11 protein-coding genes are annotated in these 15,266 nt (G+C 68.2%); 6 read left to right on the top strand and 5 right to left on the bottom strand.

Going from position 1 to position 15,266, the window contains the following annotated elements:
* Window positions 1-29 precede the first annotated feature (29 nt).
* From BP05_RS08045 to BP05_RS08030, 4 genes are all read right to left on the bottom strand, one after another.
* Window positions 30-1,379, bottom strand: a complete 1,350-nt coding sequence (locus BP05_RS08045) for a dihydrolipoamide acetyltransferase family protein (RefSeq protein ID WP_496362224.1) — start codon at window positions 1,377-1,379, stop codon at window positions 30-32.
* Between the two features lie 219 nt (window positions 1,380-1,598).
* Complete coding sequence (locus tag BP05_RS08040) at window positions 1,599-2,609, bottom strand: alpha-ketoacid dehydrogenase subunit beta (protein WP_496362333.1); 1,011 nt, start codon at window positions 2,607-2,609, stop codon at window positions 1,599-1,601.
* A 14-nt stretch (window positions 2,610-2,623) separates the two neighbouring features.
* On the bottom strand, window positions 2,624-3,697 hold the full coding sequence (gene pdhA / locus BP05_RS08035; protein ID WP_496362222.1) for a pyruvate dehydrogenase (acetyl-transferring) E1 component subunit alpha: 1,074 nt from the start codon (window positions 3,695-3,697) through the stop codon (window positions 2,624-2,626).
* Between the two features lie 167 nt (window positions 3,698-3,864).
* Entirely contained in the window at window positions 3,865-7,512 is a 3,648-nt protein-coding gene (locus BP05_RS08030) for a lamin tail domain-containing protein (RefSeq protein WP_496362220.1), read from the bottom strand.
* 136 nt (window positions 7,513-7,648) lie between these two features.
* On the opposite strand from BP05_RS08030, the gene BP05_RS08025 reads away from it, so the two are divergent.
* Both BP05_RS08025 and BP05_RS08020 read left to right on the top strand, forming a co-directional pair.
* Window positions 7,649-8,536 carry a tryptophan 2,3-dioxygenase gene (locus tag BP05_RS08025; RefSeq protein WP_496362218.1) on the top strand — a complete coding sequence of 296 codons (888 nt, stop codon included), beginning with the start codon at window positions 7,649-7,651 and terminating at the stop codon, window positions 8,534-8,536.
* A gap of 170 nt (window positions 8,537-8,706) precedes the next feature.
* Window positions 8,707-10,209, top strand: a complete 1,503-nt coding sequence (locus tag BP05_RS08020; protein WP_496362216.1) for a peptide MFS transporter — start codon at window positions 8,707-8,709, stop codon at window positions 10,207-10,209.
* A 78-nt stretch (window positions 10,210-10,287) separates the two neighbouring features.
* Here the strand turns inward: BP05_RS08020 and BP05_RS08015 are convergent, their stop codons facing one another.
* Window positions 10,288-10,833, bottom strand: a complete 546-nt coding sequence (locus tag BP05_RS08015) for a MarR family winged helix-turn-helix transcriptional regulator (RefSeq protein WP_496362214.1) — start codon at window positions 10,831-10,833, stop codon at window positions 10,288-10,290.
* Window positions 10,834-10,910: 77 nt separating this feature from the next.
* Between BP05_RS08015 and hppD the strand changes: the two genes are divergently transcribed.
* The 4 genes from hppD to BP05_RS07995 all read left to right on the top strand — a co-directional run bounded on the left by hppD (window position 10,911) and on the right by BP05_RS07995 (window position 15,263).
* Entirely contained in the window at window positions 10,911-12,029 is a 1,119-nt protein-coding gene (gene hppD / locus BP05_RS08010) for a 4-hydroxyphenylpyruvate dioxygenase (RefSeq protein ID WP_496362212.1), read from the top strand.
* A gap of 33 nt (window positions 12,030-12,062) precedes the next feature.
* Entirely contained in the window at window positions 12,063-13,364 is a 1,302-nt protein-coding gene (gene hmgA, locus BP05_RS08005) for a homogentisate 1,2-dioxygenase (RefSeq protein WP_496362210.1), read from the top strand.
* Window positions 13,365-13,438: 74 nt separating this feature from the next.
* Window positions 13,439-14,098 carry a lectin gene (locus BP05_RS08000; RefSeq protein WP_496362208.1) on the top strand — a complete coding sequence of 220 codons (660 nt, stop codon included), beginning with the start codon at window positions 13,439-13,441 and terminating at the stop codon, window positions 14,096-14,098.
* A gap of 142 nt (window positions 14,099-14,240) precedes the next feature.
* Complete coding sequence (locus BP05_RS07995; protein ID WP_496362206.1) at window positions 14,241-15,263, top strand: sodium:calcium antiporter; 1,023 nt, start codon at window positions 14,241-14,243, stop codon at window positions 15,261-15,263.
* Window positions 15,264-15,266 lie beyond the last annotated feature (3 nt).

Genomic DNA, 15,266 nt, shown 5'->3' with positions numbered 1-15,266 from the left:
CTGCGCTCACCCGGGCGGCGTCATCGGGTTCAGTTGGGCAGGGACATGTCGTCCAGCAGGGCCTTGAGGAAGCGCGCCGCTTCGCCGCCCGTGCAGGCGCGATGATCGAAGGTCAGCGAGATCGGCATGCGCCGGTGCACTTCGATGCCACCGATGACCGCAACCACGTCGTGCGAGAGCTTGCCGGCGCCCACGATCGCCACGCACGGCGGCACCACCACGGGCGTCGCGTAGCGGCCGGCGAACATGCCGAAATTCGACAGCGAGATGGTGTAGCCGCTCAGTTCGCTGGGCGGGATGCTGCGGTCCTCCACCTGTGCGCGCAGGCGCTGGATGGCGGTGCGCACGCCGGCGCCATCGAGCATGTCGGCATTGCGCAGCGCGGGCACGAACAGGCCGTCGTCGGTATCGACCGCGATGCCGACGTCGACGTGCGGATGCTGCGTCCGCGTGAGGTTGTCGCCGTCGAACCAGGCATTCAGCGCCGGCACGGTCTTGCAGGCGGTCACGATCGCGCGCACCAGGCGCGCGGTGATGTCCTGCTTGCCGATCCAGTCGTGCAGGTCGGCATCATCGACCAGCGTGGTCGGCACCACCTTGCTGTGCGCGTCGGCCATCACCCGCGCCATGTTGCGGCGCACGCCCTTGAGCTGTTCCGGCTGGCCGCTGGCGGCTGCGCCCGGCGGCTGCGTACGCATCGGCTTGCCCGCCTGCGACAGGGTGCTGCGTGCCGCGGGAGCGGCCGCGGCTGCCGCGACCGGCGCCGGTGCCGCGGTCCGCGCCACCGGTGCGGCCGCGCCCATCTTCGCGCTGCCGTCGGCGGCGGCGCGCTTCACATCGTCCATCGTCACCACGCCATCGGCCCCGGTGGGGCGCACGCGTGCGATGTCGACGCCGAGCTTGCGCGCCTGCGCGCGCACCGCCGGCATCGCCTTGACGCCACCCACGGCGACCGCGGCTTCGGCACGCACCGCGTCGGAGCTCTGCATCGCCCCGACCACGGTGCCGCTGTCCTCGCGCACGGCCTCGGTCTTGGTTTCCGGTTGCGCGGCCTGGGCTGGCGCCGGCGCTTCCGGCGCGTGTCCGCCATGGTGGTGACCGGTGTCCTGGCCTTCCGCGCGCTGCGGCAGGTTCGGGTCGATCTCGAATTCCGCCAGCATCTTGCCGGTGACGATCACGTCGCCCGGTCCGCCGGCGAGCTTGAGCACCTTGCCCGAGACGGGCGAGGGCACGTCGACGACCGCCTTGGCGGTCTCCATCGACACCAGGTTGTCGTCGAGGCGGATGGTGTCGCCCACCTTCACGTACCACTCGACGATGGTCGCATCGGGCAGGCCTTCGCCGAGGTCGGGAAGCAGGAAGGTCTTCGTGTTGCTCATGCGGCTCTCTCTTGTCCTGGTTCGATTCGCTGGTTCAAGGGCGTTGATGCGATGCCCCTGCTGCGGCCCGCCGGTCGGGTGCGGGCGCAATACGTTTGCCGGCGTTCCGCGGCCATGCAGCCACGGCGGCCATCGGCGTCTTCGGTCCACCACCCGCCATGGCGCGCATCGTGCCCGTGCACCGTTGCGCGCGCTGGGCTCGATGCCGGCGCGGCATGCTCAGCCGGCGGCCAGCGTGCGCTTGGCCGCCGCCACGATCCGGTCCACGCCCGGCAGGTATTTCATTTCCAGGCGGAACAGCGGGATGTGGGTGTCGTAGCCGGTGACGCGTTCGACCGGCGCGAGCAGGTCGTACATCGATTCCTCCGCCAAGCGCGCGGCGATCTCGGCGCCGAAACCGGCGGTCTTCGGCGCTTCGTGCACGATCACGCAGCGGCCGGTGCGGCTGACCGATTCGGCGATGGTGGCGAAGTCGAGCGGGCGCAGCGTGGCGACGTCGATGACTTCGGCGCTGATGCCTTCGCCGGCGAGCTTCTCGGCGGCTTCCAGCGCTTCCTTCACCTGCGCGCCCCAAGTCACCAGGGTCACGTCGGTGCCATCGCGCAGCACGTAGCACACGTCCAGCGGCAGCGCCTCGCCGTCGTCGGGCACGAGTTCCTTGTACTGGCGGTAGATGCGCTTGGGCTCGAAGAAGATCACCGGGTCCGGGTCGCGGATCGCCGCCAGCAGCAGGCCATAGGCGCGCGCCGGCGAAGAGGGCATCACCACGCGCAGGCCCGGGACGTTGGTGAAGATCGCTTCGTTGGCTTCGCTATGGTGCTCGGGCGCGCGGATGCCGCCGCCCCACGGCACGCGCAGCACCATCGGGCAGCTGAGCCGGCCGCGGGTGCGGTAGCGCATGCGCGCGGCGTGGCAGACGATGAAGTCGACCATCGGATACATGAAGCCATCGAACTGCGCCTCCGCGACGGGCTTCATCCCTTGCGAGGCCATGCCGACGGTCAGGCCGGCGATGGTGGTTTCGTCCAGCGGCGTGTCGAGCACGCGTTCGGGTCCGAAGCTCTGCTGCAGGCCGGCGGTCGCGCGGAACACGCCACCGTTGACGCCGACGTCCTCGCCGAGCACGACGACCGCATCGTCGTTGCGCATCTCGTAGGCGAGCGCCTGCGTGATCGCTTCGATCAGGGTGATGGGAGTGGACGTCGCGGCGTTGGAATCGATCTGGGGCATGGTGTCGGCCTTGTTCACGAGCGGCCCTCCAGCGCCAGCGCCGCGGCGCGGTGCGCGGCGACGTCCGGCGGCATGTCGGCGTACAGGTAATCGAACATCGCTTCGACCGGCTGCACCGGCGTGTTGAGGTAGGCGTTGATTTCCTCGTCGACGCGCTTGCCGGATTCGTCGGCCCAGGCCTGTTCCTCGGCCTCGCTCCACAACCCCTGTCCGGTCAGGAAGGTGCGCAGGCGCGGAATCGGATCCCGCGCCCAGGCGGCCTTCACTTCCTCGTCGGCGCGGTAACGGCGGGCGTCGTCGGCGGTGGTGTGGTCGTGCAGGCGGTAGGTCAGGAACTCGATCACGGTGCCGCCTTCGCCGTTGCGCGCGCGCTCGGTGGCGCGACGCATGCCTTCCATCACCGCGAACAGGTCGTTGCCGTCGACCTGCAGGCAGTACAGCCCGCCGGCCAGGCCCTTCTGGGCGAGCGTGGCAGCGCCGGTCTGGGCCGAACGCGGCACCGAGATCGCCCAGCCGTTGTTGACCACGCACAGGACCAGCGGCGCGGTATACGCGCCAGCGGAATTCAGCGCGGCATAGAAGTCGGTCTTGGACGAGCCGCCGTCACCGCAGCAGGCCACCGCGATGCGGTCCTGCTTGCGCAGCTTGAACGACAGCGCGGCGCCGGCCGCCATCAGGCATTGGGTCGAGATCGGTACGCACCAGGGGTAGTCGTGCTTAGGCCCCGAGAAGTCGTTGCCGCGTTCGTCGCCGCCCCAGTACAGCAGTACTTCGCGCGGCTTCACCCCGCGCATGAACTGCGCGCCGTATTCGCGGTAGCTCGGGGCGAACACGTCCTCCGGGCGCGTGGATGCGCCGATGCCCACGTGCGTCGCCTCGTGGCCGAGGCAGGAGGCATAGGTGCCGAGCTTGCCGGTGCGTTGCAGCGCGATCGCCTTGGTGTCGAACACGCGTACGAACAGCATCTGCTTGAACAGCGGCAGCAGTGCCTTGGCATCGCGGAAGGCGGGCGGTAATTCGGCGACGAGCTTGCCGTCGGCCCCGAGGTATTGCAGGTATTCAATCTGGTAGGTGGCGGCGATCGTCATTCGAAGGTCCTGGACCGACTCACGTTGTTAGCCCTGCGATGATACCCGCCGGGTGTAAACAGCCCGTTGCGCAATGCGGCAAGACGGGGCCGGATGTAGGCGGCCGCGCAAACAAAAAGCGCGGCCGTAGCCGCGCTTTCTGCACTTGCCTTTTCGGCGCCGGTGGGTCAGGGCGCGATCTGGCTGCTGTAGGTCACGCCGTTGTTGGCAGGCGCCAGGTCGATCGTCGTCGACTCGGCGGTGGCCGAGACCGTCAGCGCTGCCTGCGAAGGCACCGGGATGCTCAGGTCGAAGCGGCGCGACGTCTTGGGCGCGAACAGCTTGGCGGTCGTGCACGTCGCCGTGAAGGCACTGTTGCCGTTGGCGGCCACCACGCAGTCCCAGTCCTCGGGCTTGTTGAGGACCACGCCGGTGACCGGCGCGTTGCCGGCGATCGTCAGGGTCGGGCGCTGGGCGTCGTACGGCCCGGCGTTGCGCACCGTCACCGAGATCGGCGCGACGCTGCCGGCGCGCAGCGTCCGGCGCGGACCGGCGAGCTGGGTGTACAGGTCGGCGCGGGCGATCGCGTCGATGGACGCGGTCGCCTCGTCGTTCCCGGTGACCGGGTCGAGCGACTTGGCGGTGACCACCGCCGCCAGGTTCACGACCGACTGCACCGACTCGGCGGTGACGTCCGCGGTGATGGCGAACGTCGCATCGGCGTCCGCGGCCATGTCCGTGGCGTTGCAGGCGATCGACGTGCGGCCGTTCTCGACCAGCGCGGCGTCGCAGTTCCAGCCGGCCGGCGCCGTGACCGCCATCGTCGGCAGCGCGGCGTCGATGGCGAAGCCGACGCCTACCGCTTCGGCGGCTTCCGGCCCCGCGTTGTGCACGGTGGCAAGGAACTGCATCGTGCCCGCGGCGCTGACCGAGGTCTTCGTGGCGCTCGCCTCGATCGACAGGTCGGCCACGGCGCGCGGGTCGAAGTAGGCGATGACCGGGTCGTGGTCGGCAGTGCGCGTGGCAGTGTCCGCATCGCTGCGGTTGGTTTCCGAGAAGTCCGCGTTGATGCGGGCGTGATCGACCTCGGCACCGCGCGTGTTGACGATCAGCTCCTCGTTGACCAGCACGTGGTCGAGCGTCTGCGCGTTGCCGTCGAACACGAACGAGTAGCGCTGGTCTGCGCGACCCAGCTCGCCCAGGTTGACCAGGTCCGGGTCGACCAGGTCGATGCCGTCGCCGGGGACGGCAGTTTCCGCGTCCGGGGTCGGCGTGCCGGCGACGACATTCATCGTGTCGGCGAGTCCGTCGTTGAAGGCGAACGCGTTGAAGTCGCCGAGGGTGACGATGCGCGTCGTCGGCGATGCCGCCTGGCGCTGCTGGATGTAGCCGGCCAGGAACTCGGCCTGGCGCTGGCGCTTCTTGCGCACGCGGTCGCCCGCGGCCGTGTCCAGTTCCGAGTCGATCAGCGAACGCTGGTGCACGCCGATCACCGTGATCGGGAAGGCGCGGCCGTCGGCGAAGTGCACGACCGCATCCATCGCCAGCGGCGGGCGGTCGTTGAGGGTGCCGGTGGTGCCATCGGGCTGCTGCCAGGTCGTGTCCTTGCCGATCTGGTTGACGGCGACGACTTCGACGCGCGGAACCGCGTTGCCGACCGTGGCCGTCTTCACCAGCATGCCGATGTCGATGCCGCCGACGTCGTTGCCTTCGACCAGGTACGCCACGTACTGCGGATCCGGCTGGCCGGCCTGGACCGCATCGGCGTTGATGCGTGCAGCCAGCGCCTGCAGGACTTCCAGCTTCTCGACTTCCACGGTCACCAGTACGTCAGGCGTGTGCAGGTAATCGCGGATGCCGAGCGAGGCCTTCTGCAGGCGCTTCTGGTACGCGGCGGTCGTGGCGATGCTGTCGTCGACGTTGGCGTCGTTGAAGTCGTCGTAGAAGCGTTCCAGGTTGTAGGAGGCGACGGTGAACTCGCTCGCCAGCGGCGCGCGCGCGGCGCGCGGTTCCGGCCCGGCGACGACATTGATCGCCACGGCCGGATCGCGGTGCAGGGTGTAGCGGCGGAAGCCGTAGTCGAGCGGGCCGGTGAGGCCCTGGATCACGCTGCCGGCCGGAAGGTCGAGCAGGTACGCCGGACCGCCGAGCGAGTCGCTGTCGATGGTGAGGATTTCCGGGTTCGCGTCCCAGCGCGGGATCGGCGGCACGCTGCCGCCGCCCGGCGCCGGATCCGGGAACTGGATGCCGGGTTCGCGGAACGGACGCGCGACGCCGGTGATCACCGCATGGATGATGCCGTTGGCCGAACCGGTCGCGTTGTACGGCGTGGCGTTGCCTTCGGTTGCCGCGATCGTGGTCAGGCTGGCGACGGTGACGCGCATGCCCTCGAAACGCTCCAGCTGGCCCAGGCCGCCGTCGGGGCGGTTCATCTCCGCCGTGAGCGGCACCGGCGCCGGCAGCGGATTGCCGGTGGAGAGTTCGGTGACCGTCGGGCCCCCACTGATCTCGGTGAAGGGCAGCTGGTAGGGATCGGCGGCCGGGATGTACTCGACCACCGTGCCCTGCACGCGCACGCGGTTGCCGATCGCGGCGGCCGCGGGCGGCGCGCTGCCGGTGAAGACGAACACGCCTTCCGAGGTGTCCGCATCGGTGTCCGCTTCGGCATCGCTGGCCTGCAGGAAGAAGCCGTTGCCCTTGCGCCCGGTCACGATGCCTTCGAGGGTCACGAACTGGCTCCCCATCGGCGAGGTGGCGCCGGCGCCCTGCACGTCATGGATCGGGGTGACGACGAAATCGTCGTTGACGATCGTGCCGACGCCCTGGCCGTCGCCGACGACGGCGCCGGTGACGTTGTAGACGTTGATGAAGAAGGTTTCGTCCGCTTCCGGCGTGGTATCGCCGTGCACCGGAACGACGAAACCCATCATGGTCTCGCCTTCGGGGATGGTCGCGCCCCAGCCGGTCTGCGGCACGTAGTCCACGTCGGGCGTGGCGGTGCCGACCGCGGTTTCGGCCTGGAAGCTGACGCCGCCCGGACCGGCCGGTTCGCTCAACGTGACCAGGAGCATGCCGCTGTAGCCCTCGCCGTCACCCTCCGCCTGGGCGGCGTCCGAGATCGAAAGGATCGGTACGCCGCCCGCGTAGGTGCCGGTGATCGAGATGTCGTCGATGCCGACGCTCTCGTCATTGCCGATCGCGTTCGCCGTGATGATGCGGACCTGGACCAGCGGCTGGTTGTTGGCGTTGGCCGGCAGCGTGGCGGACACCGCCGTGACCAGGCTGGCGAGGCTGGGGCCGGTGGTGGCGTCGGCGACGAAGCCGGCCGGCACGTTGGTGAAGCTGCCGAGCGCGCCGACGCGGTACTGCAGGGCGACCGGCTGCACGGCATTGTCGGTGCTGCCGTCCATGTCGCGCAGGTTGTAGGCGACGTTGATGTTGGTCTTGCTGCGCGTGTCGATGTTGATGACGATGTAGGGGGCGTCGGCGGTGCCCGAGCCCTGCAGCGCGATCGTCGGATTCGGGGTTTCGAATTCGAGCACGCCGCCGGTGGTGGTCGACGTGTTGGTCTGGTTGGCGACGACATCCAGGTCGTTCGGGACCGCGCTGGTGCCCAGCAGGGTCTGCGGATCGGTCCCGGTGGTCGTGGTGAGGTCCTGGCCGAGGTAGCCCTCGATGCCCTGGACGCCGCTCCAGTTGTCGTTGATTACGATCTGGGTGGTGAGGGTCCAGTCCTGCTGGAACGGCAGGACCTTGATCATGGTGTCCGCCTGCGCGGCCAGGAACGGCGCGCAAAGACCCATTGCAAGCGCCCGGTGGCGCCAGTTCGTCTTCATTACGTTGGATTCCCCTGGTGGATGGCCGGGCGGTATCACGGCCAAGCGCGGCCATTGTGCCCGATTCCCGGGTCACGAATGTGACGCAGCGGGCATCGGGGCGGTACCCTGTTTACTGCATTGCAGCAGGGTCGCCATGAGCATCGAAGACAACCAGCGCTCGCTCGAGTCGGGCATCCACACCGACCTGGCCGGGCGGACCACTTACGGCGGCTACCTGCAGCTGGATCGCCTGCTGTCCGCACAGCACCCGCTGTCGAGCCCGGCGCACCACGACGAGATGCTCTTCATCGTCCAGCACCAGGTCTCGGAGCTGTGGATGAAGCTGATGATCCACGAGCTGCGCGCCGCCGTGGTCTACCTGCGCGGCGACCAGGTGTGGCAATGCCGCAAGGTGCTGGCGCGCTGCAAGCGCGTGCTCGACCAGCTCACGAACATGTGGTCGGTGCTGGAGACGCTGACGCCGTCGGAGTACATGGAATTCCGCGAGGTGCTCGGGCCGTCCTCGGGTTTCCAGTCGCTGCAGTACCGCACCATCGAGTTCCTGCTCGGCAACAAGAATGCGCAGATGCTCAAGGTGTTCGCGCACGACGAAGCCGGCCATGCGTCGCTAAAGGGCGCCCTGGAGGCGCCGAGCCTGTACGACGAGTTCCTCATCTACCTCGCGCGCTGGGGCCATGCCGTCCCGGCGCAGCTGCGCGAACGCGACTGGTCGCGGCCGCACGTATCCGATCCGGCCCTGGTCGGGGTGTTCGAACGCATCTACGAGGACACCGACACCTACTGGCGCGAGTACGCGCTGTGCGAGGACCTGGTCGACCTGGAAACGCAATTCCAGCTGTGGCGCTTCCGCCACATGCGCACGGTGCTGCGCATCATCGGCTTCAAGCGCGGCACCGGGGGCTCGTCCGGGGTTGGCTTCCTCAAGCAGGCGCTGGAGCTGACGTTCTTCCCCGAACTGTTCGAAGTGCGCACGGCGATCGGTCCGGGCACCGGCTACGGGACACCACCGACTCCGGCCTGAACGACATCCTGACCGACCTTGGCGGTTAGCCGGAATGACCCGGCAAATCGCCGACTGTTGCGTTGCAGCAACGATTTCCGGGTTTGACGCATGCACATGGCGTCGGTAATCCTCGCCCGTCCCGCGCAAAACGCCGGGCCTTTTCTGAACATTTCGACGGGGGAAGCCGCATGAGCGGTGCAAGTACGACGACACCGGGTGCTCCGATCCCGGAATTCAAGCAGGTGATGGGACATCCGCGTCCGCTGTGGATGCTCTTCATGACCGAGTTCTGGGAGCGCTTCGCCTTCTACGGCATCCGCTGGGCGCTGGTGCTCTACATCGTGGCGCAGTTCTACGGTGGCAGCGCGACCGGCGAGGCCTCGGCCAACCAGACCTATGGCGCGTACCTGGCGCTCGTGTATGCAGGCGCAATCTTCGGCGGTTACGTCGCGGACCGGGTGCTGGGCTACCAGCGCTCCATCCTGCTGGGCGCGGTGATCATGGCGATCGGCTTGTTCATGATCTCCATGCCGAATCCGCAGGTCTTCACGTTCGGCCTGGCCACGATCATCGCCGGCAACGGCCTGTTCAAGCCGAACATCTCGACCATGGTGGGCAAGCTGTACTCGCCGACCGACGAGCGCCGCGATTCGGGCTTCACCATCTTCTACATGGGCATCAACCTGGGCGCGATGCTCGCGCCGATCTTCACCGGCTGGCTGGCCAGCAAGGTGTTCGGCACGGACGAGATGCCCGCCTACAAGATGGTCTTCATCTCCGCCGGCGTCGGCATGCTGATCTCGCTGGTGTGGTTCTGGTTCGGCCGCCGCCAGCTCGGCGGCATCGGCCGCCCGAACGAAGGCGGCGAGCACAAGGGCCGGGTGCTGTTCACCGCCATCGGCGCGCTGGTCGCGATCCCGCTGATCTACTTCCTGCTCTCGATCAAGGCGACCACGCTGCAGTGGTTCGTGCTGTTCCCGATGTTCGCCCTGCTGTGCATCATGATCCTGATCGAAGGCGTCAAGGAGGGCCCGGTGCAGCGCGACCGCGCCATCGCGATGCTGATCATCTTCACCTTCAACATCCTGTTCTGGATGTTCTTCGAGCAGGCCGGCAGCTCCTTCACCTTCCTCGCCGAGAAGATCGTCGACAAGAACATCTTCGGCTTCGCCTTCCCGGTGGCCTGGTTCCAGTCGGTGAATTCGCTGGCGATCATCACCTTCGCGCCGATCATGGCCTGGCTGTGGGTGCGGCTGGGCAAGGCGAACCCGTCGATCCCGCGCAAGTTCGGCCTCGGCCTGATCTTCAACGGCCTGGCGTTCCTGTTGCTGATGTTCGCGCTGACCTCGCTGCTCAACGCCGCCGGGATGATCCCGTTCTGGACGCTGTTCATGGTCTACGTGATCCAGTCCGTCGGCGAGCTGTGCCTGTCGCCGATCGGCCTGTCGATGGTGACCAAGCTGGCGCCGCTGCGCCTGGTCGGCTTCGGCATGGGCGGCTGGTTCCTGTCCACCGGCATCGGCAACAACCTGTCCGGCATCTTTGCCGGCCACGTCAGCGGCGAGACCGGCATGACGGCCGCCTCCGCGTTGTCGGGCTACACCTTCGGCTTCTGGGCCCTGGTGATCCCGGGCGCGCTGCTGTTCCTGATCGCGCCGCTGATCCAGCGGTTGATGCACGGGGTCAAGTAGCCCGCCGACGAGGCATCGTCCGGCAGTTGAAAGAACGGCGGCCTTCGGGCCGCCGTTCTCGTTTGCGGATGCCGCCGCTCAATCGCGCGGCAGCGGCGTGTCGGGCTCGACCTCCAGCTGCGCCACGCCCTCGTTGAGCTTGCGCAGCAAGCGGTCGAGCTGCGCGCGTTCCTCCGCATCCAGCGGCGCGAGCAGGCGGCGTTCGTAGTCCAGCGCCACCGGTACCACTTCGTCGTAGATCCCGTACCCGTCGCGGCTAAGTTCCAGCACCGAGCGGCGGCGGTCGTCGTCGTGGGTGTCGCGCTGCAGCAGGCCGCGTTCGAGCAGGCGCGCCACCGTGCGGCTGACCGCGACCTTGTCCATGGCGGTGCGGGCGGCCACCGCGTTCGCGGACAGGCCGGGATAGCGGCCGAGGACGGCGATCACGCGCCATTCGGTCACGCCCAGGCCGAACCGGCGCGCATAGGCGCCGGCGATGGTCTGGCTGACCCGGTTGGACAGGATGCTCAGGCGGTAGGGCAGGAACCGGTCCAGTTCCCAGCGCGCGTGCTCCTCGCTCGGCCCCGACGGAGGGTTGCCCTTGCCTGAAGCATCAGTGCTATCGTGGCTTGTTGTTGGTTTCATGTGAAACTATAGTGTCCCCAGCCATGCCCGTGCAGTTGCGGGCAGCGTTCGCGACCCACGTTAACAGGAGATCCCGCATGAGCGTCCAGACCGCCTCCACCGGCACCAGCACCGGTCCGAATCTCGGCATGCAGGTCACCACCTTCGAGAATCCGCTCGGCATCAACGGCTTCGAGTTCGTCGAATTCGCCGCGCCGGAAGGCCAGGGCGAACTGCTGCACGACTACTTCCGCAAGATGGGTTTCACCGCGGTGCTCCACCACAAGACGCGCCCGATCACGGTCTACCGCCAGGGCGGCGTCAACTTCCTGGTCAACGAAGACCCGCACAGCTTCGCCGCCGATTTCGCGCGCAAGCACGGCCCCAGCGCCTGCGGCTTCGCGATCCGCTTCCAGAAGCCGGCCCGCGTCGTGTTCGACACCGTCGTCAACAACGGCGGCGAGGCGATCACCGACAAGGCCGACAGCAAGGCCGTCGACGCGCCGGTGGTGAAGGGCATCGGCGACTGCATGCTGTACCTGGTCGACCGTTACGGCGACAAGGGCTCGATGTACGAGGACTACCTGCCGGTGCAGGGCGCCGACCAGGACCCCAAGGGCTTCGGCCTGACCTTCATCGACCACCTGACCCACAACCTGTACTTCGGCAACATGCAGAAGTGGTCGGACTACTACGAGCGCCTGTTCAACTTCCGCGAGATCCGCTACTTCGACATCAAGGGCGCCAAGACCGGCCTGGTGTCGAAGGCGATGACCGCGCCGGACGGCGTCGTACGCATCCCGCTCAACGAATCCAGCGACCCGAAGTCGCAGATCAATGAATACCTCGACGCCTACAAGGGCGAGGGCATCCAGCACATCGCCTGCTTCACCGACAACATCTACGACACGGTCGAGGCGATGCGCGCGCAGGGCGTGGAGTTCCTGGATACGCCGGACACCTACTTCGAGGTCATCGACCAGCGCGTGCCCAACCACGGCGAGGACGTCGCGCGCCTGGCCAGGAACAAGATCCTGATCGACGCCGACGCCGAGACCAAGCAGCGCAAGCTGTTGCAGATCTTCACCCAGAACGCGATCGGCCCGATCTTCTTCGAGATCATCCAGCGCAAGGGCAACGAGGGCTTCGGCGAAGGCAACTTCCAGGCGCTGTTCGAGAGCATCGAGCGCGACCAGATGAAGCGCGGCGTTCTTTAAGGTTTCCTCCTCGGCGACAGGGACAACACAGCGATGGCGATCGCAGGCAACGGCTACCAATCCGGCTTCGGCAACGAGTTCGCGACCGAAGCGGTCGCCGGGACGCTGCCGGAAGGACGCAACTCCCCGCAGCGCGTCGCGCACGGCCTGTACGCGGAGCAGTTGAGTGGAACCGCGTTCACCGCGCCGCGTTCGCACAACCGCCGCAGCTGGCTGTACCGGATCCGTCCGGCAGCCATGCACGGGACGTTCGCGCCGTACCTGCACTCGCATTTCCACAGCGACTTCGGCCGCGATCCGGTCACCCCGGACCAGCTGCGCTGGAGTCCGCCGCCGATGCCGCAGGCGCCGGTGGACTTCGTCGACGGACTGTTCACCATCGCCGGCAACGGTTCGCCGGAAGGCCAGACCGGCATCGGCGTGCACCTGTACGCGGCGAACAAGCCGATGCAGGGCCGTTATTTCTACGACGCCGATGGCGAACTGCTGATCGTCCCGCAGCAGGGCCGCCTGCACATCGCCACCGAGTTCGGCGTGGTCGAGGTGGAGCCGCAGGAGATCGCGGTGATCCCGCGCGGCGTGCGCTTCAGCGTCGACCTGCCGGACGGCGAGGCGCGCGGCTACGTGTGCGAGAACTTCGGCGCGATGCTGCAGCTGCCCGACCTGGGGCCGATCGGTTCCAACGGTCTGGCCAACCCGCGCGACTTCCTCGCGCCGAACGCCGCGTACGAAGACGTCGAAGGCGAGTTCGAGCTGATCGCGAAATTCCAGGGCCATTTGTGGCGCGCGCCGATCGGGCATTCGCCGCTCGACGTGGTCGGCTGGCACGGCAACTACGTGCCGTACAAGTACGACCTGCGCCGCTTCAACACGATCGGCTCGATCAGCTACGACCATCCCGATCCGTCGATCTTCCTCGTCCTGCATTCGCCCAGCGACACGGCGGGGACCAGCAACATGGACTTCGTGATCTTCCCGCCGCGCTGGCTGGTGGCGCAGGACACGTTCCGCCCGCCGTGGTTCCACCGCAACATCGCCAGCGAGTTCATGGGCCTGATCACGGGCGTGTACGACGCCAAGGCCGAGGGTTTCGCGCCGGGCGGCTGCTCGCTGCACAACTCGATGACCGGACACGGCCCGGACGCGGCGACGTTCGAGAAGGCGAGCGCGGCCGACCTGTCGAAGCCGGACGTGATCAAGGACACGATGGCCTTCATGTTCGAGTCGCGCGCGGTGATCCGGCCGACGCGCCAGGCCATCGATGCCGCGTACCGCCAGCGCGACTACCAGGCGTGCTGGACCGGCTTGCAGAAGCACTTCGCCGTGCCGGGCTGAACATACGCGCACGCGTTCGCGGCGGTTTCACCCGGGTTGCCCGAGCCTGCGGGCCAGCCCGCCAGGAGCCGCCCATGTCCCGCACCCTGCTCGCAGTTGCCCTGCTCACCTTGTTGGCCGCGTGCTCGGCCGAGCGCACGCCAGCGACCGCAAGCGCGCCGGCCGGAGATACGACTGCCGCAGCGCTGGGTGATACGGCCCCGCCGGCTGCCGACACGCCACCGGTGAGCCCGGCGCCGCCGGCGAGCGACACGCCGCCCGCCGAGCCGCCGGCGAGCGATGGCGCCAGCTTTATCGGGTACGGCGACGTCCGTTTCGGCACGGTCGCTGCGGAGATGGAAAAGGCGTGGGGCGGCAAGCTCACCACCGTCGGCAAGGACGCCAATGCCGAGTGCTACTTCATGACGCCGACCTGGGTGAAGGTGCCGGCGGAATTCAATTTCATGATCTCCGGCGGCAAGTTCGCCCGCTTCGGCACGCAGAGCAGCAAGTACGTGGCGCCCGGCGGCGGCGCGATCGGCATGACCAAGTCGGAGATCCTCAAGCGCTACGCCGGCGCGGTCGAGGCGCGGCCGCACAAGTACACCGATGGCGAATACCTGCGCATCAAGGATCCCGCGGGCGGGGCCGGGGTGCTGGTGTTCGAAACCGATGGCAAGACCGACGCGGCCAAGGTCACCGCGTGGCGCGTGGGACTGCCACCGGAAGTCGATTACGTCGAGGGCTGCTCGTGAACATGTGCGCGCCTGCCGCTCCGGCACCGGCGGCGCGCGCGTGGCTGGCTGCGGATAGGGGTGCGTCGCGCGGCCCGCGCCGCCTCGACGCCCGCATTCACCAAACCCCGTAAGATCCCGGCAACCTCTGGAGGGGACTGCCATGCTTACTGCCGTCGGCTTGTTCGTGCTCGGCCTGGTGTTGCTCGCACTCGGTGGCGATTCGATCGTGAAGGGGGCCGCGGGCCTGGCCCAGCGGCTCGGCCTGAGCGCCTTCACCACCGGACTGGTGCTGGTCGCGTTCGCGACGTCGTTGCCGGAGCTGGCGGTGAACCTGGTGGCAGTGCTCCACGGTCAGGACGAGCTGGCGCTCGGCAATGCGGTCGGCAGCAACGTCGCGAACATCGGCCTGACCCTGGGCGCCGCCGCGCTGGCCGCGCCGATCGTGGTGCGCTGGCGCGCGCTGCGGCCGCTGCTGCTGGTGCTGGTGCTCGGCACGATCGCGGTGCTGGGCCTGGGCGCGGACGGCCACCTGTCGCGGCTGGAAGGCGTGCTGCTCCTGCTGGCATTCGTCGCGGTGTTGTTCTTCGCCCTGGCGCGCACCCGCCACGAAAGCGAGGAGGTGCGCGGATCGCTCGTGCAGTACGCGCAGACCAGCACGATGCTGGCGCAGAACCTGATCCGTTTCGTCCTCGGGGCCGCGCTCGCGTGGCTGGGCTCGCTGCTGGTGGTGGGCGGCGAAGGCGTGCATCTGTTCGGCATGGACCTGGGCGGCTCCGGGGCGGCGGTCATCGGCGAGGGCATGGGGCTGTCGCCGGTGCTGACGGGCCTGCTGCCGGTCGCCATCGGCACCGCGCTGCCGGAAGTCGCCGCCGCCATCGCCGCCGCGCGTCGCGGCCACGGCGACATGGTGATGGGGCATGTCATCGGCGCGAGCGTCTTCAACATCCTGGTCATCGTCGGCGGCATGGCCGCATGCGGCGCGCTGACGCTGCCGATGACGATGATGGGCCCGGGGCACTTCGCCCTGCCGCTGGGCTATGAGTTGCTCGCGGCGCTCGCGTTCGCACTCATGCTGTATCCGGTGCTGCGCGGCGACCTGCGCGTGAGCAAGGGCGAGGGCGTGCTCCTGCTCGTCGCCTACGGCGTGTGGATCGCCTTCGAGTTGCTGATCGCGGGCAAGTAAGCT

The organism is Lysobacter oryzae DSM 21044 (assembly GCF_059568595.1).
The sequence above is the reverse complement of the archived record's forward strand: the minus strand, read 5'-3'. Positions and strand labels throughout refer to the sequence as shown.